At 67.9% G+C, this 21,781-nt stretch carries 21 protein-coding genes; 7 read left to right on the forward strand and 14 right to left on the reverse strand.

Translation table 11 applies throughout. The features are described 5' to 3' along the window. Nucleotides 1–185: 185 nt before the first annotated feature. The 3 genes from HSX14_RS14445 to HSX14_RS14455 all read left to right on the forward strand — a co-directional run bounded on the left by HSX14_RS14445 (nt 186) and on the right by HSX14_RS14455 (nt 3,829). On the forward strand, nt 186–1,703 hold the full coding sequence (locus HSX14_RS14445) for an amino acid permease (protein ID WP_173175813.1): 1,518 nt from the start codon (nt 186–188) through the stop codon (nt 1,701–1,703). Nucleotides 1,704–1,798: 95 nt separating this feature from the next. Continuing rightward, nucleotides 1,799–2,575, forward strand: coding sequence for an SDR family NAD(P)-dependent oxidoreductase (locus HSX14_RS14450; RefSeq protein ID WP_173175815.1), 777 nt, complete (start codon nt 1,799–1,801; stop codon nt 2,573–2,575). 345 nt (nt 2,576–2,920) lie between these two features. Continuing rightward, nucleotides 2,921–3,829, forward strand: a complete 909-nt coding sequence (locus HSX14_RS14455; RefSeq protein ID WP_173175817.1) for a response regulator transcription factor — start codon at nt 2,921–2,923, stop codon at nt 3,827–3,829. A gap of 8 nt (nt 3,830–3,837) precedes the next feature. Here HSX14_RS14455 and HSX14_RS14460 read toward each other — a convergent pair whose 3' ends face one another. From HSX14_RS14460 to HSX14_RS14475, 4 genes are all read right to left on the reverse strand, one after another. Continuing rightward, entirely contained in the window at nt 3,838–4,503 is a 666-nt protein-coding gene (locus HSX14_RS14460) for a helix-turn-helix transcriptional regulator (protein WP_173175819.1), read from the reverse strand. Nucleotides 4,504–4,600: 97 nt separating this feature from the next. Next, the gene (locus HSX14_RS14465; RefSeq protein ID WP_173175821.1) at nt 4,601–4,966 is read right to left on the reverse strand and encodes a cupin domain-containing protein; all 366 of its coding nucleotides are present in this window, start codon (nt 4,964–4,966) and stop codon (nt 4,601–4,603) included. A gap of 211 nt (nt 4,967–5,177) precedes the next feature. After that, nucleotides 5,178–6,476: an NAD(P)/FAD-dependent oxidoreductase gene (locus HSX14_RS14470; protein WP_173175823.1), complete on the reverse strand. Its 1,299-nt coding sequence runs from the start codon at nt 6,474–6,476 to the stop codon at nt 5,178–5,180. A 99-nt stretch (nt 6,477–6,575) separates the two neighbouring features. After that, nucleotides 6,576–7,040, reverse strand: a complete 465-nt coding sequence (locus tag HSX14_RS14475; protein WP_173175825.1) for a GlcG/HbpS family heme-binding protein — start codon at nt 7,038–7,040, stop codon at nt 6,576–6,578. Between the two features lie 231 nt (nt 7,041–7,271). Between HSX14_RS14475 and HSX14_RS14480 the strand changes: the two genes are divergently transcribed. Next, nucleotides 7,272–8,333 (forward strand): extracellular solute-binding protein, encoded by a 1,062-nt coding sequence (locus tag HSX14_RS14480; protein ID WP_173175827.1) that lies wholly within the window; start codon nt 7,272–7,274, stop codon nt 8,331–8,333. A 55-nt stretch (nt 8,334–8,388) separates the two neighbouring features. Continuing rightward, on the forward strand, nt 8,389–8,811 hold the full coding sequence (gene hpaR / locus HSX14_RS14485) for a homoprotocatechuate degradation operon regulator HpaR (RefSeq protein WP_173175829.1): 423 nt from the start codon (nt 8,389–8,391) through the stop codon (nt 8,809–8,811). A gap of 519 nt (nt 8,812–9,330) precedes the next feature. Here the strand turns inward: hpaR (HSX14_RS14485) and HSX14_RS14490 are convergent. The 9 genes from HSX14_RS14490 to HSX14_RS14530 all read right to left on the reverse strand — a co-directional run bounded on the left by HSX14_RS14490 (nt 9,331) and on the right by HSX14_RS14530 (nt 18,443). Beyond that, the gene (locus HSX14_RS14490; RefSeq protein WP_173175830.1) at nt 9,331–10,785 is read right to left on the reverse strand and encodes an NAD-dependent succinate-semialdehyde dehydrogenase; all 1,455 of its coding nucleotides are present in this window, start codon (nt 10,783–10,785) and stop codon (nt 9,331–9,333) included. Nucleotides 10,786–10,880: 95 nt separating this feature from the next. Next, the gene (hpaI, locus tag HSX14_RS14495; RefSeq protein ID WP_173175832.1) at nt 10,881–11,681 is read right to left on the reverse strand and encodes a 4-hydroxy-2-oxoheptanedioate aldolase; all 801 of its coding nucleotides are present in this window, start codon (nt 11,679–11,681) and stop codon (nt 10,881–10,883) included. A 114-nt stretch (nt 11,682–11,795) separates the two neighbouring features. Then, a complete protein-coding gene (hpaH, locus tag HSX14_RS14500; protein WP_107331040.1) occupies nt 11,796–12,599 on the reverse strand; it encodes a 2-oxo-hept-4-ene-1,7-dioate hydratase in 804 nt (267 codons plus the stop codon). Nucleotides 12,600–12,612: 13 nt separating this feature from the next. Continuing rightward, entirely contained in the window at nt 12,613–13,923 is a 1,311-nt protein-coding gene (locus HSX14_RS14505; RefSeq protein ID WP_044405203.1) for an MFS transporter, read from the reverse strand. An 81-nt stretch (nt 13,924–14,004) separates the two neighbouring features. Then, nucleotides 14,005–14,397: a 5-carboxymethyl-2-hydroxymuconate Delta-isomerase gene (locus HSX14_RS14510; RefSeq protein WP_044405200.1), complete on the reverse strand. Its 393-nt coding sequence runs from the start codon at nt 14,395–14,397 to the stop codon at nt 14,005–14,007. 97 nt (nt 14,398–14,494) lie between these two features. Next, nucleotides 14,495–15,418: a 3,4-dihydroxyphenylacetate 2,3-dioxygenase gene (gene hpaD / locus HSX14_RS14515; protein ID WP_173175834.1), complete on the reverse strand. Its 924-nt coding sequence runs from the start codon at nt 15,416–15,418 to the stop codon at nt 14,495–14,497. A 121-nt stretch (nt 15,419–15,539) separates the two neighbouring features. After that, entirely contained in the window at nt 15,540–17,000 is a 1,461-nt protein-coding gene (gene hpaE / locus HSX14_RS14520; protein WP_173175927.1) for a 5-carboxymethyl-2-hydroxymuconate semialdehyde dehydrogenase, read from the reverse strand. A gap of 5 nt (nt 17,001–17,005) precedes the next feature. Continuing rightward, nucleotides 17,006–17,776 carry a fumarylacetoacetate hydrolase family protein gene (locus tag HSX14_RS14525; protein WP_173175844.1) on the reverse strand — a complete coding sequence of 257 codons (771 nt, stop codon included), beginning with the start codon at nt 17,774–17,776 and terminating at the stop codon, nt 17,006–17,008. Between the two features lie 10 nt (nt 17,777–17,786). Beyond that, complete coding sequence (locus tag HSX14_RS14530) at nt 17,787–18,443, reverse strand: fumarylacetoacetate hydrolase family protein (protein WP_173175852.1); 657 nt, start codon at nt 18,441–18,443, stop codon at nt 17,787–17,789. Between the two features lie 309 nt (nt 18,444–18,752). Here HSX14_RS14530 and hpaR (HSX14_RS14535) point away from each other — a divergent pair, with 309 nt between their 5' ends. Further along, the gene (gene hpaR / locus HSX14_RS14535) at nt 18,753–19,175 is read left to right on the forward strand and encodes a homoprotocatechuate degradation operon regulator HpaR (RefSeq protein ID WP_173175854.1); all 423 of its coding nucleotides are present in this window, start codon (nt 18,753–18,755) and stop codon (nt 19,173–19,175) included. Between the two features lie 25 nt (nt 19,176–19,200). Continuing rightward, nucleotides 19,201–20,094: a 4-hydroxyphenylacetate catabolism regulatory protein HpaA gene (hpaA, locus tag HSX14_RS14540; protein WP_173175856.1), complete on the forward strand. Its 894-nt coding sequence runs from the start codon at nt 19,201–19,203 to the stop codon at nt 20,092–20,094. Between the two features lie 347 nt (nt 20,095–20,441). Here hpaA and HSX14_RS14545 read toward each other — a convergent pair whose 3' ends face one another. Beyond that, nucleotides 20,442–21,698, reverse strand: coding sequence for an OprD family porin (locus HSX14_RS14545; protein ID WP_173175858.1), 1,257 nt, complete (start codon nt 21,696–21,698; stop codon nt 20,442–20,444). Nucleotides 21,699–21,781: the final 83 nt, after the last annotated feature.

Below are 21,781 nucleotides of genomic sequence, written 5' to 3' on the forward strand. Positions count from 1 at the left end.
AAGCTTCAAGCTGCAAGCCGCAAGAGGCCGGGGCTGGAAGCTTGCGCTCGTCGCTCTTACTTGAAGCTTGCCGCTTGAAGCTTGCCGCTGCTCCCCTATCCCTTTAGGGACATACCCATCCCCGGCATTTGCCCCGACCATCGCCCCATACCCATCACAAGAAACCGAACGAGGGGAGGGGCGCGATGAACGAGAGCACCACACTGGAGCGGTCCGGCGCGGGCAATGGGGGCGTCAGCTACCAGGCCGTGTCCGCCGGCTATTTCGAGCAGCGCACGCTGCAGCGCCATGCGGGGTTCTTCACCCTGCTGGTGCTGGGCGTGGGCGCGGTGATCGCCGGGCAGTACTCGGGCTGGAACCTGGGCCTGGCGCAGGGCTTCGGCAGCATGCTGGCGGCGACCGTGATCATCGCGGTGATGTACCTGCTGCTGTGCTCGTCCATCGGCGAGATGTCCGCCGCGCTGCCGCACACCGGGGGCGCCTATTCCTTCGCCCGCACCACGCTCGGGCCCTGGGGCGGCTTCAGCACCGGCTTGGCGGAGAACATCGAGTTCATCCTGGCGCCGGCCGGCAACATGTTCTTCATGGGCACCTACCTCTCGGCCATCTTCGGCACCGCGCCGGAGTGGCAGCCCCTGTGGTGGCTGGTGGGCTATGCCTGCATGCTGCTGCTCTCGGTGCGCGGGCTGGGCGTGTCGATGCGCGTGGTGGTGCTGATCACCCTCGCGGCCATCGGCGTGCTGGTGTTCTTCTTCGCCACGGCGATTCCCCATGTCGACTTCGCCGCCAAGGCGCTGAACCTCGCAGCGGGTGCGGACGGTACGCCAGTGGAAGTCGCCGGCGGCAACGGACCCTGGCTGCCCTTCGGCCTGACCGGGGTGATGCTGGCGCTGCCCTTCGGCGTGTACATGTTCCTGGCCATCGAGCAGTTGCCGTTGACGGCCGAGGAGTCCCACGACCCCAGTCGCCACGTTCCGCGTGCGCTGGTGTTCGGCATCCTCATCCTCGCGGCGCTGGCCATCGGCGTGCTGTTCTTCAGCGCGTCCATCGGGGGTGGCGCCTTCGCCATGAGCCGTTCGGGCGAGCCGCTGCTGGATGGCTTCCGCGAGATCTTCGGGCACACCGCCAGCAAGGTCCTCTCGGCCGTGGCGGTGCTGGGGCTGGCGGCGTCCTTCCTGGCCGGCAGCTTCGCCGCCGGGCGCAACATCTATTCGCTGTCCCGCGCCGGGTACCTGCCCACCGCGCTGTCGGTCACCCACCCCGTGCACAAGACGCCCAACCTCGCCCTGCTGGCCGGCTCCCTGCTGGCGCTGACGATCCTGCTGGTGTTCTGGTTCGGCTTCGGCCGCGAGAACAACGCGCTGATGGGCGGGATCATGGTCAGCATGATCGTGTTCGCCGGGATGATCTCCTACATCCTGCAGAGCGTCGCCTTCATCCGCCTGCGCCGCCTGCATCCGGACCTGCCGCGCCCCTACCGCAGCCCCTACGGCGTGCTCGGCGCGCTGGTGGTGATCGGGGTTTCCGCGATCACGCTGATCTACCAGTTCCTCGACCCGCTCTACAAATGGGCGGCCCTGGGCGCCGCCGCCTGGTACCTGGTCGGCATGGCCTACTTCGCCTTCTACCGCCGCCATCGCCTGGTGCTGTCGCCGGAGGAGGCCTTCGCCGTCAGCGGCGGGCGCGACGGGCACCCGCGCTGAAGGCCGCCCACGGGTAAACCCCATGCACGTTGCGTGGCGGGGAGCGGTTCGCGCCCTCGTCACGCCCCTACGAAGCCCTTGAAACAGGAGTTGCCATGCTTTCCAACCAACCACGCCTGCACGGCAAGGTCGCGATCATCAGCGGGGGCGCCGGTGGCTGCGGCGAGGCGGCCAGCCGGCTGTTCGCCCGCGAGGGCGCGGCGGTCGCCATCATCGACCGCAACGCCGAGGCGGCACGCGCCCTGGCGGCGCAGATCGAGGCCGAGGGCGGGCGCGCCATCGGCCTGGGCGCCGACGTGTCCCGCGCCGACCAGGTGGCCGCGGCGGTGGCCGCCAGCCTTGCCGCGCTGGGCCCGGCGGACGTGCTGTTCAACCACGCCGGCACGCTGATCGTGAAGCCCTTCCTGGAGGTGCAGGAAGAGGAGTGGGACTGGCTGATGGCGGTCAACGTCAAGAGCATGTTCCTGATGACCCGCGCGGTGCTGCCGCAGATGCTGGCCAGGGGCAAGGGCAGCATCGTCTGCACCTCCTCCATCTCCGCCCAGTACGCGACGCCGGGGGAGGTGGTCTACAACGCCACCAAGGGCGCCTGCCAGATGTTCGCCCGGGCCATAGCCGTGGAGTTCCGCGACCGTGGCATCCGTTGCAACGCCGTGGCGCCGGGCTTCATCCGCACCGCCCACGGCATGCGCGAACTGCATGAGCTGCAGGCCATGGGCGTCAACGCCAGCGAGGCCGACATCGCCGCCCAGCAGGGCCGCCTGTGCGAGCCGGAGGAAGTGGCGCGGGCCGCGCTGTTCCTTGCCTCCGACGAGGCCTCCTTCGTCAGCGGCGCGCACCTGTTCGTCGACAACGGGTTTTCGTCCGTGTAGCAGGGAACGCAGCCGGACGAGCCCGATGCAGGTGACTGTGTCGGGCTTTTTCATGGGTGCATGCAAGCGACGGGTGGTCCCGCTGGGCGTAAGGGTGGAGGTCGCTGTTTACCTCCACCGAGCAGGGCCGCATGGGGCACCGAGTTGGACAGCATTGCGCGCCGCTTGGCGAATGAATTCGCCCCTACAGCCGCCCCGGCCAGGGTTTTGCCGGGGCGCTTAAAAGCGCTGGCGCGATGGGCGTTGTGGCAAGCAAAATGCTTCTTCGAAAACACCCCTGAAACGCAGGCCCCGCAAGCATTCCGTGCACCCGGGCGGGGCGGCCGACGACAAGAAGGTGAAGGCATGGCGCACCCCGCAGGACTTTCCCATTCCCAGGGCTGGCAGGCCCTGGAAACCTGGCACGCGCACATCCCCGCGCTGGTCGCCGACCTCGAGACTGCGGCCTTCCCACCCCGCGTCGATGCGGCGTTGCAGGCCCTGGCACCCTTCGACCAGAGCTGCATCTTCCTCTACCCGGCGGGCGGCAGCCCCGCGCTGCTGCACGACAACCTGCATGGCATCCCCGAGCCTGGCGCGATGCAGCGCTACGTCAACGGCACCTACCTGCTGGACCCGGTCTACACCGCCTGCGCCCATGGCCGGCCCGCCGGGCTCTACCGCATGGGGGAGCTGGCGCCGGACGCCTTCTTCGAAGGGGAATACTTCAACTCGCCGGACGTGCACCCGTGCATCTCGCTGGCCTCGGGCAGCCTGGCCGAGGAGATCGTCTTCCTCTCGCCCCTGCCGGGAGGCACCTATGCCGCCTACTCGCTGATGCGCTGCAACGGCTCGCCGGTGTTCGCGGAGGAGGAGATCGCCGCCCTGCGCCTGTGCCAGCCGGCGCTGGAGGCCTTCCTGCAGCGCCATTACGCCAGGGTGGCGGAGGCATCGATGGGCGCGCGGGCGGCGCGCAGCATCGCCGAGCACCTGGCCGCGGCCTTCTCCGGCTTCGCCACCGACCGTCTCACCGCACGCGAGCAGGCGATAGTCGGGCTGATCCTGCGGGGGCATTCGAGCCTGTCCATCTCGCTGCACCTGGAGATCGCCGAGGGCACGGTGAAGAACCACCGCAAGCACCTCTACAGCAAGCTCGGCATCTCCAGCCAGTCGGAGCTGTTCCACCTCTTCGTCAACCACCTGCTGGGCACCGAGCTGGGTGAGCTGCCGGCGGGCGTCGCGCCCGCTGCGCAGGCACAGCACCCGGCGCGCTGAGTCACGCTTCAGAGGAACAGCATCGCCACCAGTTCGGTGCGGCTGCTGGCGCCGACCTTGCGGAACAGGTTGAGCAGGTGGGTCTTCACCGTCGGCAGGCCGACGCCCAGGTGGCGGGCGAGCTGCTTGTTGCTGATGCCTTCGCGCAGCAGCAGGGCGATCTCCCGTTCGCGCGGGGTCAGGCCGTCCAGGCGCACCGATGCGGCCGGTGCCAGGTGACGGGCACCGGCCTGCATCAGTGCCTGGAGGGCGTCCAGGCTGGCGAGCTCGCCGTCGCTGAACGCCTGCATGCCGCTGCAGCGCAGCAGGGAGAGCCCGGCCACGGGGCGCTCGTCGACCTGGGCGATCACTTCCACCACATCGATGACCTGGTGATCACGCAGGAAGCCCTGGTATTCGCGGTTGCCGGCCTCGTCCTGGCGCGCCTGGCCCGCGCTCAGCGGGATCACCGGCAGGCCGGTGGCCAGGCAGCGTTGCGGTTGCAGCGGATCGACATGGCGGTAGTGGCCGAGGTAGGCATCGTGCATGTGCGGGTGCATGCCCAGCAGCTGGAAATCGCGGGCCTGCAACTGGTCGTCGATCAGGTAGAAGGCGCCGAGGGAGGCGGGCACGAAGTGGGTGAAGGTGTGCAGGCAGTGCCGGGCGAATTCGGCGGGGGCGGATGTGGGCGTCATGGGGATTCCCTCGCATGGGCGGTGAGGGTATTGCAGCCCATCGCCGCCGGGGGTGCCAGTGCCGGATGCCTGCCCCGCAGGGCAGGCGCCTGGAAGGTCAGGCCACGGCGTAGTAGTGCTTGACGAAGCTCTCGCCGGGCACTTCCCAGAGCACCGGGGTGCCCTTGGCGACATACCAGCTGTCACCGGCCTTGAAGCGGGTGGTCTGGCCGGTGGATTCGTCGGTGAGGATCACCTCGCCGCTGAGCACGGTGGCCTGCTCGTTGAAGGGATAGACCATGCGGAACTTGCCGCCGGTGGTGCCGAAGTAGGCGGCGCTGACCGGATCGGTGGGGGCGCCGGCGGTCATCTTGCCGAAGGCCTTGACCTCGCCTTCGAGGATTTCCGAGCCCAGGTCGGCGACGGTGCCCCAGGCATCCAGTTCCGCGAGGGTGATACCGGTCTTGATGGGGGTGAGGGACATGGCAGTTCTCCTGCGAGTGATGGTCGTTCAGTGGGTTCCCGCGTTCGCGGGAATGACGGTATGTGCTTTTCCGCTGCACCGCTTCCGGCGCGAGCGAGTTAGAGCGGTACAAGGCGGGAGCGGCTGCGGAAGCGGAGTTCACATCTGTGAATGAGCATTCCAAGGCCGATCCCAACGCCGTACCGCCGACGCGCAGCCGCGTCGATCACTGTCAGCGGCGGCCGTTCCAGTAGCCGGACACCTGGTGCCAGGTCTTGCCGGCGGTCAGCAGCAGCGGGCGGATATGGTCCTTGCCGACCACCTCGATGCGCCGCACCGAGCTGATCAGGTCGTAGCGCGCCGAGCCTTCGCTCATGCCCTCGGCCAGCACCTTGCAGATGATGTGGCTGGGGGTGACGCCGAAGCCGGAGTAGCCCTGCACGAAGAAGGCGTTGGGGCGGCCGGGCAGGGTGCCGATCTGCGGGAACAGGTTGGCGCTGCAGGCCATGGGGCCGCCCCAGGCGAGGTCGATCTTCACGTCCTTGAGGTAGGGGAAGATCTTCAGCATCAGGTTGCGGTTCCAGGCCTTCAGGTCGCCCGGTATGTGCTCGACGAACGGGGTGGCCGCGCCGAACAGCAGGCGGTTCTCGTTGGTCACGCGGTAGTAGTCGATGACCGGGCGGATGTCGCTGTAGGCCCCGCGGATCGGGCTGATGCGCTGGATCAACTCGTCGGACAGCGGCTCGGTCATCAGCTGGAAGGCGTAGGTGTTGATGGTGGTCTTGTGCAGCTCGGGCTCCAGCTTGTTGAGGAAGCTGTCGCAGGCCCAGAGCAGCTTGCTGGCCTTCACCGAGCCCTTGCCGGTGCGCACGGTGATGCGCTCGCCGTAGCTCACCTCCAGCGCCGGGCTGTATTCGAAGATCTTCACGCCATGGCTGGCCAGGGCCTTGGCCTCGCCCAGCAGCAGGTTGAGCGAGTGCACGTGGCCGCCGCCCATGTGCAGCAGGGCGCTACTGTAGGCGTCGGAGCCGATGATCTGCTTGACCTCGGAGCCGCCGAGGAAGCGGATCTCGTGGGGCGAGCCGAGGGATTTGAATTCCTTCTCCCAGGCACGCAGGGTCTTTTCCTGGCGGGCGTTGAACCCCATGTAGCCGTAGCCGTGGCAGAAGTCGGCGTCGATGCCGTACTTGGCGATGCGGCCCTTGATGATGTCGGCGCCCATGTCGCTGATCTCGAAGATCTGCCGCAGGCCGTCCTCGCCCACGTCGTTGCGGATCTTCTCCAGGTCGTGGCCGATGCCGGCCATGATCTGCCCGCCGTTGCGCCCGGTGCCGCCGAAGCCCAGGTAGCGCGCCTCCAGCACCACGATGTTGGTGATGCCTTTCTCCGCCAGCTCCAGCGCGGTGTTGATCCCGGAGAACCCTCCGCCGATCACGACGACATCCGCTTCCAGGTCCGCTTCCAGGGAGGGGAAGGAGAGGTCGTACTTCTTGGTGGCCGTGTAGTAGGTGGGTGTCTCGATATTGATCATGACTGCAGCCTGAAACGGTGAGTGGAATGCGTTCTGCTGGACGCTATTAGGGGGCGTGAGGTGCCTGTGCGTCTTGTCCCTGACTGCCCGCGACCTTGATCACGGCTGACAGGCGCCGCCGCCATCGGGCTCCAGCAGCTCTGCGACGTGCTCCACGGCGGCACGGGCGCAGAGGCTGTCGAGCTGCTCGGAAGCGCCGGAGATGCCGATGGCGCCGATCACCAGGCCCTGGTGGCGGAAGGGTTCGCCGCCGCCGAACAGGGCCAGCCCCGGTTGCAGCGGCAGGCCCTGGCGTACGGCGGCGGAGCAGTGTTCGAGGCGCTCCTGCCAGGCGCTGGTGGCGATCCCGAAGCCTGCTGCGGTGACGGCCTTGTTCAGGGCGATCGCGCGGCTGGGGCCGGGTGCGCCGTCCATGTGCGCGCTGTGGATCGACAGGCCGGCGGCGTCGACCACCGCGATGCTGACCCGGGCACCGTGGCGCTCGGCCTCGGCCAGGGCGACCGAAAGCGCCTGCATGGCGAGGTGGAGGCCGAGGTGGGGCTGCTGGCGTAGCAGGGCATTCATGGGGGCACCTTGCGGGAGGAATTTCCGCTCGATCATGAACAGGTTAATGAATGCCCGCAATGGCCTGCACGGCGATATTTCCGCCGCCATTGCGTGGCCTCCGTCACGCGCTGGCCAATCCGGCACGGGCAAGCAAGAAGCTGGCAGGCTCGAACATGACGCGGGCTTCTCACCTCGCTCCTAATGGGCGATCCGGCGCTGCCGGCCCCCTTACCTGCAAGGAGTTGCGCGATGAGACTGCTGGCCTGTCTGGTGATGCTGTTGCTGGCCCTGGAAGCCCGGGCCGAGGACGTGTTGCGGGTCCTCAACTGGAAGAACTACATCGAGCCCCAGGTGCTGGCCGACTTCCAGAAGCAGACGGGCATCCGTGTCGAGTACCAGACCATGACCGCGGCCGAGGAACTGGACGCCGCCCTGGGGCGCGGGCAGCCCCTGGATATCGTCGTGCCTTCGCATTTCCAGCTGTCGCGGCTGATCCGCGGAGGCCAGCTGGCAGCGCTGGATACGGGGCGGTTGAGCCACTACCGCAGCGTCGACAGCGGCCTGCTGGCGATGCTTGCCGGCATCGATTCGGCCAACCGCTATGCGGTGCCCTATCTCTGGGGCTCGGTGGGGCTGGTGGTCAACCCGGGCCTCGCCGAGGCCGCCTATGGCGGGCCCTTGCCCAACAGCTGGAGCCTGCTGTTCGACGAGCGCCAGGCCTCGCGCCTGGCCGCTTGCGGCGTGGGCCTGCTGGATGCCCCGGAGGAAACCGCCTCGCTGTGGTTCAACTACCGGGGCCGCAGCCTGTCGCTGTACGGTGCGCGGCAGATCGAGCGCAACCTGCAGCCGCTGCTGGGCATCGCCCGCACCGTGCGCCACCTGGACAACGACGCCTATATCGACGCCCTCGCCGACGGCCGCCTGTGCGTGGCCATGGCCTGGATCGGCCACGCGCTGACCGCCTCCGCGCGCAACCCGGCGCTCAGCTACCGCATTCCCGACGAGGGCGCGATGGTCTTCATCGACAGCCTGGCGATCCCGTCCAACGCCGAGCGGCCGGACCTCGCCTACCGCTTCATCGACTACCTGCTGGAGCCGCGCAACGCCCTGGCCGATGCCCGCGCCAGCCAGTTCTACTCGCCCCTGGCGGCCGACAGCCCGGAGTTGGCGGAACTGGCCAGGGAGCGGCCGATGCAGGTGCTCAAGAGCGACGAGCGCCGGCGCCTCTATGTACTGGAACGGCTGTCCGTGGAGCAGAAGGCGGCGCTGGATGCCTTCTGGGCGAAGGTCAAGGCGAGCCGCGCGCCATGACGCGTAGCGCTCGATTCGTTAAACTGTGAACTAATTTTCAAGCGTTGCCCGACCCATGCCCGATACCCGCGCCTCCCTGACCCTCACCCTGTTGCAGGCCCGCGAAGCGGCCATGCGCTTCTTCCGCCCCCAGCTCAACCGCCACGACCTCACCGAGCAGCAGTGGCGGGTGATCCGCATCCTCCGCCAGCAGGGCGAGATGGAAAGCCACAAGCTGGCGCGCCTAGCCTGCATCCTCAAGCCCAGCATGAGCGGCGTGCTCGCCCGCCTGGAGCGCGACGGCATGGTCCGCCGACGCAAGGTCGCCGAGGACCAGCGCCGCATCCTCCTCGCCCTCACCGAGCAGGGCGAGGCCTGCTTCCAGTCCATGAGCCAGGAGATGGAGCGCGGCTACCAGTCCATCCAGCAGCAGCTGGGTGAAGAGAAGCTGCACGAGCTGCTGGACCTGCTGCAGGAGTTGAAGGGCATCAGGCCCTGAGGCTCCTCGCATCTCTTTCTCCATGGCAGCGTTGCGCACCGCTTGGCGACTGAAGTCGCCCCTACACGACTCGTTGCCCGCTGGGACTGATCTGTGGGAGCGGTTTCAACCGCGAAGAGCATCGCGAATGAATTCGCTCCCACAGGGTGGTGCAGCGTGGCCCGGCCTTGCTCGTTGGGCCTCGCTGCGCGCCGCTGGGCGAATGAATTCGCCCCTACAGCCAGGCCGGAGGGTGAGTGAGGTGTGGGAGCGGTTTCAACCGTGAAGAGCATCGCGAATGAATTCGCTCCCACGGGGTGGTGCAGCGGGGCTTGGCCTTGCATCGTTGGGCCGTGCTGCGCTTGGCGCCGCTGGGCGAATGAATTCGCCCCTACAGCCAGGCCGGAGGGTGGGTGAGGGGTGGGAGCGGTTTCGACCGCGAAAAGCTTCGCGAATGAATTCGCTCCCACGGGGTGGTGCAGCGGGGCTTGGCCTTGCATCGTTGGGCCTCGCTGCGCTTGGCGCCAACCTACGGCGGCATCAGCCGATGCCCAGGCACATGTACTTCTGCTCGATGTAGTCGTCGATGCCGTATTTGGAGCCTTCGCGGCCGAGGCCGGATTGCTTGATGCCGCCGAAGGGGGCGACTTCGGTGGAGATGAGGCCTTCGTTGACGCCGACCATGCCGTATTCCAGGGCTTCGCTGACCCGCCAGGCGCGGCCGAGGTCGCGGGTGTAGAGGTAGGAGGCGAGGCCGAATTCGGTGTCGTTGGCCATGGCGATGGCCTGCTCCTCGGTGTCGAAGCGGAAGATCGGCGCCAGCGGGCCGAAGGTTTCGTCGCGGGCCACCCGCATCTCCGGGGTCACCTCGCCGAGCACGGTGGGCTCGAAGAAGTTGCCGCCCAGGGCATGGGGCTTGCCGCCGGCCAGGACGCGGGCGCCCTTGGCGACGGCGTCGGCGATGTGTTCCTCCACCTTGGCCACGGCCTTGGCGTTGATCAGCGGGCCCTGCTGGGCGCCGTCGTCGTCGGCCGGGGCCACCTTGAGGGCGTTGACCGCCGCCACCAGGCGCCGGGCGAATTCGTCGTAGACGCCGTTCTGCACCAGCAGGCGGTTGGTGCACACGCAGGTCTGCCCGGTGTTGCGGAACTTGGAGCCGAGGGCGCCCTGCACGGCAGCGTCGAGGTCGGCGTCGTCGAAGACGATGAAGGGCGCGTTGCCGCCCAGTTCCAGGCTGACCTTCTTGATGGTCTCGGCGCACTGGGCCATCAGCAGCTTGCCGATGCCGGTGGAACCGGTGAAGGAGAGTTTCTGCACCAGTGGGTTGCCGGTCAGTTCGGCACCGATCTCCCGCGAGCGGGTGCCGGGGACGATGTTCAGCACCCCGGCGGGAATCCCGGCGCGCTCGCCGAGGGCGGCCAGGGCGAGGGCGGACAGCGGCGTCTCCGAGGCGGGCTTGAGCACCACGGTGCAGCCGGCGGCCAGGGCCGGGCCGACCTTGCGGGTGATCATGGCGTTGGGGAAGTTCCACGGGGTGATGGCGGCGACGACGCCGATGGCCTGCTTGATCACCACCAGGCGGCGGCCGGGCTTGTCGTGGGGGATGACGTCGCCGTAGACGCGCTTGGCCTCTTCGGCGAACCACTCGATGAAGCTGGCGCCGTAGGCGATCTCGCCCCGGCTTTCTGCCAGCGGCTTGCCCTGTTCCCAGCTGAGCAGGCGGGCCAGGTCCTCCTGGTTGGCCATGATCAGCTCGTACCAGCGACGCAGGATGGTGCTGCGCTCCTTGGCGGTGCGGGCGCGCCAGGCGGGCAGGGCGGCCTGGGCGGCGTCGATGGCGCGGGCGGTTTCCACCCGGCCGAGGGAGGCGACTTCGGCGATCAGCTCGCCGTTAGCGGGGTTGGTCACGGCGAAGCGCGCATCGTCGTCGGCTTCGATCCACTGGCCGTTCACGTAGGCCTGTTCGCGCAGCAGGTTGAGGTCATCGAGGGTCATCGGTCTGCCTTCTTTCGGACGGTCGTCGCCCGTTCCCGGTGCTGCGTGCAGCACCGGGGCGGACGTTGATGGGGGGAGCGGGTCGGGAGTGCGGGTCAGTAGACGCTGCCGGTGCTGGACGGCGGCGCGGGCGTGCCCTTGAAGCGGCCGGCGAGGCCTTGCAGGGCCTTCATCAGCAGGCTGGTGTCGACGCCGACGGCGACGAAGCTGCAGCCCAGCTCCAGGTAGCGGCGGGCCAGGGCCTCGTCGGCGCTGAGGATGCCGACGGCCTTGCCGGCGCGGCGGATGCGGGCGATGGCGTCTTCGATGGCGGCCTGCACCTCGGGGTGGCCGGGGTTGCCGCGATGGCCCATGGCGGCGGAGAGGTCGGCCGGGCCGATGAACACGCCGTCCACGCCCTCCACGGCGGCGATGGCATCGAGGTTGGCCAGGCCGTCGAGGTTCTCGATCTGCACCAGCAGGCACATCTGTTCGTCGGCCTTGTCCAGGTAGCGGGGGATGCTGTTCCAGCGCGAGGCACGGGCCAGGGCGCTGCCGACGCCCCGGATGCCGAACGGCGGGTAGCGCATGGCACGCACCAGCTCGGCGGCCTGGGCGGCGGAGTCCACCATGGGCACCAGCAGAGTCTGCACGCCGATGTCCAGCAACTGCTTGATCAGCACCGGGTCGCCGATGGGCGGGCGGATGATCGGCTTGGCAGGGTAGGGCGCCACGGCCTGCAACTGGCCGAGCAGGCTGCGCAGGTCGTTGGGGGCGTGCTCGCCGTCGATCAGCAGCCAGTCGAAGCCGGCGTTGGCGGCCAGCTCCGCGCAGTACGGGTCGGCCAGGCCGAGCCACAGGCCGACCTGGGCGTCACCGGACTGGAGGCGGTGTTTGAAGGTGTTGATGAGGGGCATGGGAGGCTCCTTGGGAAGCTGGAAGCTGGAAGCTGGAAGCTGGAAGCTGGAAGCTGGAAGCGCGCACGGACCGCCTTTTCTTCCAGCTTCAAGCTCCAGGCTTCCAGCTCAAGTTCAGACAAACCGACAGGCAATCGAGCCCAGCTGGTCATAGTCGACATGGAAGGTGTCGCCGGGGCGGGCGGCCACCGGGCGGGTGAAGGAGCCGCCGAGGATGATCTGCCCGGCTTCCAGGGTGACGTCGTAGGGCGCTAGCTTGTTGGCCAGCCAGGCCACGCCCTTGGCCGGGTGGTTGAGCACGGCGGCGGAGACGCCGGATTCCTCGATCACGCCGTTGCGGTAGAGCACGGCGGGCACGCGGCGCAGGTCGATCTCGGTGGGGCGCACGGCGCGTCCGCCCATCACCACGCCGGCGTTGGCGGCGTTGTCGGAGATGGTGTCGAAGACCTTGCGGGTGGCCTGGGTCTCCGGGTCCACCTGCTGGATGCGGGCGTCGATGATCTCCAGGGCGGGGATGACCCACTCGGTGGCGTCGAGCACGTCGAACAGGGTGACGTTCGGCCCGCGCAGCGGCTTGCCGAGGACGAAGGCCAGCTCCACTTCCACGCGGGGGACGATGAAGCGCTCGAAGGGGATGTCGGTGCCTTCGTCGAAGAACATGTCATCCAGCAGCGCGCCGTAGTCCGGCTCGGTGATGTTGGAGGACACCTGCATGGCGCGGGAGGTGAGGCCGATCTTGTGGCCCACCAGCTTGCGCCCGTCGCTGATCTTCTGCGCCACCCAGGCGCGCTGGATGGCGTAGGCGTCTTCGATGGTGATGCCGGGGTGGTCCAGGGAGAACTGGCGGATCTGCTGCCGCGAGCGTTCGGCGGCGTCGAGTCGGGCGGCGGCCTGCTGGATCAGGGTGGCGTCGAGCATGGTGGGGTCTCTCTTAGCGTGGGTTGACCAGGGCGGCGGGGGTGCGCAGCACCAGTCCGGCGCCGAGGGCGATGAAGAAGGCCAGGACGAACAGCGCGAGGCTGGCGCTCTGGGTGGTGTCGCGCATCCAGCCGATGAGGTAGGGCGCGAGGAACGAGGCGATGCTGCCGAAGGAGCTGATCAGGCCGATGCCGGCGGCCTGGGCCTTGTCGGAGAGGAAGGCCGGCGGCAGCTGCCAGAACATCGGCAGGGCGGCGCTGGCGCCCATGCCGGCGATGATCAGGCCGGCCAGCACGGGGATCGCACTGGTGGGCGCGAGGCCGCTGCTGGCGATGCCCACGGCGCACATCAGCAGCGGCACGCTGAGGTGCCAGCGGCGTTCGCGGTGGCGGTCCGAGGAGCGGCCGCAGGCGAGCATGAAGAACACCCCGGCGAGGTAGGGCACGGCGCTGAGCAGGCCGACCTGGCTGTCGCGGGCGACGCCGGCGCCGTGGATCAGGGTGGGCATCCAGAAGGCCAGGGTGTTCACCGCGAGCATCACGGCGAAGTAGATGGCCACCAGCAGCCAGACGTGGCGGTCGCGCAGGATGCCGGCGAAGGAGGTGATCGGCTTGCGCTGTTCCTCCTGGGCCATGTCCTCGCGCAGCTGGCGCTTCTGGGCGTCGTCGAGCCAGGCGACGTCATCGAAGCGCTCCGGCAGGCGCGCCCAGACCAGCAGGCCGAGCAGCACCACGGGGGCGCCTTCGAGGAGGAACATCCACTGCCAGCCGCGCAGGCCGAGGGCATCGTGGAAGCCTTCGAGGATGGCGCCGGACAGCGGCCCGCCGATGACCCCGGCCATGGGCACGGCGATGGCGAACAGGGCGGTGATCTGCGCGCGGCGGCGGGCCGGGTACCAGCGGTTGAGGTAGACGAGGATGCCGGGGAAGAAGCCGGCCTCGGCGACCCCCAGCAAAAAGCGCAGGACGTAGAAGCCGGTGGCGCCCTGCACCAGGAACATGCTGGTGGAGAGCACGCCCCAGACCACCATCAGGGTGGCGATCCAGCGGCGCGGGCCGACGCGGTCAAGGGCGAGGTTGCTGGGCACGCCGAACAGGGCGTAGGCGATGAAGAACAGGCCGGCGCCGAAGCCGTAGACGGTGTCGCTGAACTGCAGGTCGGCGCTCATCTGCATCTTGGCGAAGCCGATGTTGATGCGGTCCAGGTGGGCGAACAGGTAGCACACCAGCAGCAGCGGCATGAGCCGCCAGGTGACGGTGCGGTGGGTGGTGTCGCGGGTGGCGTGGTCAGCGCCGGTGGGGCAGGCGGTGTGGGCGGTGCTCATGGTCTTGTACTTCTTGTTGGGAGTCGCGTCGGGGTGCGCGGCGCGGGGCGTTGCCACCCCGCGCCGGCGGTGGGCCGGGGGTCAGCCGGCCTGGCCCTTGAGGAAGGCGTGCACGTTGTTGAGCTTGTAGTTGAGCTCGGCGTCCAGCTCGGTCATCTCGAAGGAGAGGGCCAGCAGGCGCCGGGCCTGGAGCGCGGCGAAGTGGCCGCTGATCACTTCGAACAGCGCATCGGCCACCTGGCGGCGGGTGGCCAGGTCGCGGCCGGCGCCCACCTTCAGGGTCATGTGGACGAAGGCGTAGTCGTGCTGGCCGTCGGCCATGCGCCAGGTGTCCAGGCGCACGGCACGGCTGCGGATGCCGCCGAGGGGGAAGACCCCGGAGGCGCCCAGGCAGGCGTGGACCTTCTCGAACAGGCCGGGCAGGTCGGCCTCGGCTTCGATGTTGTGGGTGTATTCGGCGATGAAGTGCGGCATGCGGACCTCCTCTGGTGCGGATGGCGGCTGCGTATCCGCCACCGGCTGGCGTGGCGTTCAGGTACGTGGCGGCGGGCCGGGGCCGGCCGCCAAAGGGCTACAGGCGGCTGGCGGAGGCGACGCCGGCCGGGTTGGAGGCTTGCGCTGGCGGGATGGTCGAGCCGTCCTGCGGCGTGACCGGGAACACGGCGTTGAGCTGGCCGGTGCCGGAGGCGGCGAAGTAGGGGGTGATGACTTCGGCATGGCCGTCGTACTTCGACCAGCCCAGGGCGCCGAGCAGCATGGCGGTGTCGTGCATGAAGCCTTCGCCGTGGCCCTTGGCCGCGTACTCGGGGAGCATGCCGCAGAACTCCTCCCACTCGCCGGCTTCCCACATCTGGATCACGCGCTGGTCGAGGGTCTCGAGGAAGGGGCTCCAGATTTTCGTGGCGAACTCCGGGGCCTTGCCGTTCTGGGCGAAACGGTGGGAGAGCGAGCCGCTGGCGAGGAAGGCCACGGTGCCGTCGTAGTGCTCTTCCACGGCCTTGCGCATGGCCCAGCCGAGGCGGGCGCTGTCGTTGAGGTAGTGGGAGGTGCACAGGGCGGAGACCGAGATCACCTTGAAGTGCTGGTCGGTGTTCATGTAGCGCATGGGCACCAGGGTGCCGTACTCGGGCGCCAGGGTGGTGGCGTCGTGGGCCATGGTCTCCACGCCGAGGCGGTTGCATTCCGCCGCCAGCAGGTGGCCCAGCTCGGGGTTGCCGGGGAAGGCGTATTCCATGTTGGCGATGAAGTGCGGCAGCTCGTTGCTGGTGTACAGCCCCTGGAACTGCTTGCCGCAGTTGATGTGGTAGTTGGCGTTGACCAGCCAGTGGGTGTCGAACACCACCAGGGTGTCCACGCCCAGCTCGCGGCAGCGCCGGCCGATCTCGATATGGCCGTCGATGGCCGCCTTGCGGAAGCCCTTGCGCGGGCCTTCGAGCTCGCTGATGTACATGGAGGGTACGTGGGTGATCTTGGCAGCCAGAGCGAGTTTGCCCATGGTCGTTACTCCGAGTGGAAGGCCCGCCGCCGGGCCTTCAGGGTTCATTGTGATTGTTGGTGCACGCTCGGTAATCGTTATCCTGCGCCCCTTCCTCGAAGGCGAGAAGGGGCGCGGCGCCTCACAGCCCCCAGCGCGGGATGTGGTGGCTGCCCATGGAAATGCATACGTTCTTGATCTCGGCGAACACTTCGAAGCTGTACTGGCCGCCTTCGCGGCCGGTGCCGGAGCCCTTCACACCGCCGAACGGCTGGCGCAGGTCGCGCACGTTCTGGCTGTTGATGAACACCATGCCGGCCTCGATGCCACGGGCCAGGCGGTGGGCCTTGCCGATGTCCTGGGTCCAGATGTAGGAGGCCAGGCCGTATTCGGTGTCGTTGGCCAGGCGTAGGGCCTCGGCCTCGTCCTTGAATTTCATCAGGCACACCACCGGGCCGAAGATCTCTTCCTGGGCGATGCGCATGCGGTTGTCCACGTCGGCGAAGACGGTGGGCTGGATGAACTGGCCCCTGGACAGGTGCGCGGGCAGGCCCGCCGGGCGCTCCAGGCCGCCGGCCAGCAGGGTGGCGCCTTCCTCGATGCCGATGCGGATGTAGCCGGTGACCTTGTCGTAGTGGGCCTGGGTGATCATCGAGCCGACCTGGGTCTTCGGGTCCTGCGGGTCGCCGACGATCAGGCGCTTGGCGCGGGCAGCGAACTCGGCGACGAAGCGGTCGTAGACGGTTTCCTGGATGAAGATGCGGCTGCCGGCGGTGCAGCGCTCGCCGTTGAGGGAGAAGATGGTGAACAGCGCGGCGTCGAGGGCGCGGTCGAGGTCGGCGTCATCGAAGATCAGCACCGGGGACTTGCCGCCCAGCTCCATGGAGTACTTCTTCAGGCCGGCGGTCTGCATGATCTTGCGGCCGGTGGCGGTGCCGCCGGTGAAGGAGATGGCGCGCACGTCCGGGTGGCGGACCAGGGCGTCGCCGGCGGTGGCGCCGTAACCCTGCACCACGTTGAGCACGCCCTTGGGGATGCCGGCTTCCAGCGCCAGGCGACCCAGTTCGTTGGCGGTCAGCGGCGACAGCTCGCTCATCTTCAGCACGGCGGTGTTGCCCAGGGCCAGGCAGGGTGCGGTCTTCCAGGTGGCGGTCATGAACGGCACGTTCCACGGGGAGACCAGGCCACACACGCCCACCGGCTGGTAGAGGGTGTAGTTGAGCATCTGGTCGTCCACCGGGTAGCTGTGGCCGTCCATGCGGGTGCAGACCTCGGCGAAGAATTCGAAGTTGTGCGAGGCGCGGGGGATCAGCACGTTCTTGGTCTGGTGGATCGGCAGGCCGGTGTCCAGGGTCTCCAGCTCGGCCAGCTTGGGCACGTTCGCGTCGATCAGCTCACCCAGCTTGCGCATCAGCCTGGCGCGCTCCTTGGCTGGGGTGTTGGCCCACTTGGGGAAGGCGTCCTTGGCGGCGGCCACGGCCGCGGCGATCTCCTCGGCGCCGCCACTGGCGACTTCGCCGATGGCGTCCATGGTGGCCGGGTTGTAGTTGACGAAGGTCTCTTTACTTTCGACTTCCTGGCCGTTGATCCAGTGCTTGATCATGCTGCTCATGCCTCTTGTTTGCGGGCGAAGAACTGGGCTTCGCTGACGATTCGGTTGACCAGGCGGCCGACGCCTTCCACTTCCACCACCACTTCATCGCCCGGCACCACGTCGGCCAGGCCCTCCGGCGTGCCGGTGGCGATCATGTCGCCCGGCTGCAGGGTCATGAAGCTGGAGAAGTATTCGATCAGGTAGGGGATGTCGAAAATCATGTCGGCGGTGGTGCCTTCCTGCTTCAGCTCGCCGTTGATCCAGGTGCGCAGCCTGAGCTTCGACGGGTCCGGCACGTCGGCGGCGTCGACGATCCAGGGGCCGACCGGGGTGGTGCAGTCGCGGTTCTTCACCCGCAGGTTGGGGCGGTAGTAGTTCTCTAGGAAGTCGCGGATGGCGTAGTCGTTGCAGACGGTGTAGCCGGCCAGGTACTGCAGGGCGTCCTCGCGCTTGACGTTGCGCGCGGGCTTGCCGATCACCGCCACCAGCTCGCACTCGTAGTGCATGTAGGCGACGTTGTCCGGGCGCCAGGTGACCTGGTTGTGGCCGGTGTAGGTGCCGGGGGACTTGATGAAGGCCAGCGGCTCGGTGGGCGCCTTGAAGGCCAGTTCGGCGGCGTGGTCGGCGTAGTTCAGGCCGAGGGCGAACATGCTGCCGGTGGCCGGGGGCAGCCACTCGACCTGGTCTTCGGCCAGCAGGCGGCCATCGGCGAGGCGGACGGCGTTGCCGTCTTCGACGGTCACGGCGTGGATGTCGCCCTGGTAACGGATACGTGCGTGTTTCATCAGGGACTCCTTATTCCGCAACCACGGTGTTGGCGAGGCGGCCGAGGCCGTCGATCTCCACCACCACCTCGTCGCCGGGCTGTACGTCGACGCGGCCTTCCGGGGTGCCGGTGATCAGCACGTCGCCTTCGTGCAGGGTCATGAACTCGCTGATCTCGGCGATCAGCTGGGGAATGCTGCGCACCAGGTTGGCGGTGCTGTTCTCCTGGCGCAGCTCGCCGTTCACCCGCAGGCGGATGCCCAGGGCGTGCGGGTTGCCGATGCTCTCGGCCGGCACCAGCTCGTCGGAGAGGGCGCAGAAGCCGTCGCGGCACTTGGCTTTCACCGCTGGGCGGTAGTAGCTCGTTTCCGGCAGGCTGAACTCGTTGACGATGACGTAGCCGGCCACGTGGGCCAGGGCGTCCTCGGCGCTGACGCGGCTGGCGTCGCGGCCGATCACCACGCCCAGGGCCGGGCCCGGCTGCAGGCGCTCGCCGGTCGGGAAGGGTACGGCGCCGCCGTCGTGGTTGCGGGTGTTCGGGGTCTTGATGAAGAGCACCGGCTTGACCGGCGGCTTCTGGTAAGGCGGTTGGTCGAACTCGGCCAGGCGGCTTTCGAGCAGGCCCCTGTAGTTCAGCGCGACGCCGAACAGGGTACCGGTAGCGGCTTCGCTGGTTGCGCGACGCATGGGTTCACTCCTGAAGCTACGGGGTCATCCCCGGAAGAAAAGAGGGCGCGCTCATGACGGTGTAGGAGCAGCGCCCGAAGTCATTTCGTTAACATGCTAACTTTATAATTAATATATTAACGATGATCAAGCCCTACCAAAGGACGATGCGATCGACGAGCCCATTAGAAACCCCGCCGCAGCCCGCGGATTGTCCATTCCTGCCAAGGCCTTGACCGGGCGTGACAAGGCGCGCGGGAAGGCGCTCGGGGTTTGCTTCGTGGCGCCGGTTGTTGCTTAAATCCGCCATCGCGTTCATCCGGAGCACACATGGCAACGCCCAGACCTTCCCTGACCCTGACCCTCCTGCAGGCACGCGAGGCGGCGATGGGGTTCTTCCGCCCGCTGCTCAACCAGCACGGGCTGACCGAGCAGCAATGGCGGGTGATCCGCATCCTGCGGCAGAACGGCGAGATGGAGAGCCACCAGCTGGCGCACCAGGCCTGCATCCTCAAGCCGAGCATGACCGGCGTGCTGGTGCGCATGGAGCGCGACGGCATCGTCCGGCGCTGGAAATCCCCCCAGGACCAGCGCCGCGTCTACGTGGGCCTGACCGAGCAGGGGCAGCAGTGCTTCGTGTCCATGAGCGACGGCATGGAGAGCAACTACCAGAAGATCCAGGAGCAGTTCGGCGAAGAGAAGCTGCAGCAACTGCTGGGGCTGCTGAACGAGCTCAAGCAGATAAAACCTTGATGGCGATCGGGTGAGGCTGCGGACCATGGCGTCTTCCCCGATCCCCAACATCGACATCGGCCAGGTCTACGACCAGCGCTACGCCGATGCCGACGTGCACTACGAGCAACTGGGCCGGCTGGCCGACTTCTTCGGCCGCAACATGCCGGTGCACCGTCACGACCGCTTCTTCCAGGTGCACTACGTCAAGAGCGGCTCGGTGCGCGTCTACCTCGACGAGCAGCAGTACCACCGCCAGGGGCCGCTGTTCTTCCTCACCCCGCCGACCATCCCCCATTCCTTCGTTACCGAGGCGGACGCCGACGGCCATGTGCTGACGGTACGCCAGCAACTGGTGTGGCCGCTGCTGGATGCCGGACGCGGGCTGGCCGCCGGGCCGCAGATCGGTGCCGTCTGCGTGGCCTTCGACGAGCTGGACGAGAGCTTTGCCGCCGAAGTGCGGCGCCTCGACCAGCTGTTCGACTACCTTGGCGATGAGTTCCGCAGCCAGCACTCCGGCCGCGCGGAAAGCCTGGAGGCGCTGACGCGGCTGATCTTCATCAGCCTGCTGCGCCTCTCCACCCGTTCGCTCAAGGCTCAGCCGGCACGGCGTGACGACCTGCAGTTCTTCCACCGCTTCAACGCGTTGATCGAGGAGCACTACCCGCAGCATTGGTCGCTGGCCGACTATGCGCGGCAGATCGGCGTCACCGAGGCGCGCCTCAACGACATCTGCCGCCGGGTCGCGGGCCTGCCCTCCAAGCGCCTGGTGCATGAGCGCCTGATGCAGGAGGCGCGCCGTTTGCTGCTGTTCACCGGCGGCTCGGTGAACGAGATCTGCTACCAGCTGGGCTTCAAGGACCCGGCCTACTTCAGCCGCTTCTTCTCCCGCCATGCCGGCATCACGCCCGGCGAGTACCGGGCGCGTAACGGGGGGTAGGGGTTCTCCGTGGGAGCGGCTTCAGCCGCGAAAGAACTGCCGCCGGCACAAGGCTTCGCGCGGCCGGGCATCCCATCGCGAATGAATTCGCTCCCACAAGGGGCGGCGCCGGCGTGGATTCAGTAAAGGCCGTGTAGGGTGGAGGTCGCTTTTTACCTCCACCGGCGGTGTTGCCCCGGGCCGCCATGGTGGAAGGGTGAAGCGTCATCCACCTGCGCACTGCAATGCCCGGCTTCGCTGCGGGCTTTCCTTGTGGGAGCGGCTTCAGCCGCGAAAGACCCGCCGCCAGCACAAGGCTTCGCGCGGCCGGGCATCCCATCGCGGACGAATCCGCTCCCACGGGGCGATCAGAACAGCGGCAGGGTGTAGCCGATGATCAGGCGGTTCTCGTCGACATCGGTGCGCAGGCCATCGCCGGAGCGGAAGGTGGCGTTGCGCAGGCGGATGTTGAGGCCCTTCAGCGATCCGTCCTGGAAGGTGTAGACGAGGTCGGTGTCACGCTCCCATTCGCGGCCGTCCTGCACCGTGGCGGTCTGCACGTTCCTGCCGCTGACGTAGCGGGTCATGAAGCTCAGGCCGGGCACGCCGAGGGCGACGAAGTCGAAGTCGTAGCGCGCCTGCCAGGCATCGGTCTCGGCTTTGGTGAAGACGTTGAAGGTCACCAGGTTCACCGAGTAGGGGTCCAGCCCCGGGTAGGCGAAATCACCGTCGCCGGAGAGGTTCTGGTAGCCGAGGCCGAACTTGTGGGCGCCCATGCCGAGGGTGACCATGCCGTTGAAGAAGCGGTTGTCGATCCGCCCGCCGTCCACCCGCGCGGCGCTGCGATAGCGGTGCTCGCCGTCCTCGCCCGTGTCGAAGTAGCGCAGGTCGGTCTTCAGGGTGATGCCCTCGCCGAGGGTGGCGTTGTGCACCAGGCCGAGGTAGTGCTGGCGATAGATGTCCTGCATCTGTGCGTGGTAGTAGCTCAGCGTCAGTGCCGGGCTGAGCGCGTAGCTGCCGCCGAGCAGGTCCAGGTGCGCACTTTCCACGCCGCCGTAGTTCATCTCGTCGTTGCTCGACGAATCCCGCAGGTTGATCTTCTCCAGCCGCCCCAGGTTGAGCGTCAGGCCGTCGAATTCCTGGGAAGTGAGCAGGCCGCCGGCGTAGGTGGAGGAGAGCAGGCGCACGTCGTTGTAGGCCGCCACCGGCAACTGCGGCTGCAGGGTGCCGATGCGCAGCACGCTCCTGGAGGCGCGCAGCTTGGCGGTCAGGCCCAGCTCGCTGTAGTTGTCCTCGGGCTCCAGGCTCTGGGCGCCGTAGGCCAGCAGGCCGGTGCCGCGACGGTCGCGGCTGGAGTCGAGCTTGATCGCCACCTGGCCGATGGCGTCGAGGCCGACGCCGATGGTGCCTTCGGTGAAGCCGGACTCGAAGCGCGCGGTGAAGCCCTGGGCCCATTCCTCGGCCTTGGCCTGGGGCGCGCCGCCCTGGCGGAAGTCGCGGTTCATGTACATGTTGCGAGCCTCGATGCTGGCCTTGCTGTCCTTGACGAGGTCTGCGTGGGCGCTGCCGGCAAGGGTCGCCAGCAGGCAGGTGAGGGCGTGGGTCGTGCGTATTTTCCTGGTCATTGTTCTTGTCTCTAGGAAAGGTCTGTCGGGGCCGAACGCCTCGCTTTGGCCGTGGCGTCGGCCCGCGCAATCTAGTCATTAAT

Origin of the sequence: Pseudomonas tohonis (assembly GCF_012767755.2) — a bacterium.
Lineage (GTDB): Bacteria > Pseudomonadota > Gammaproteobacteria > Pseudomonadales > Pseudomonadaceae > Metapseudomonas > Metapseudomonas tohonis.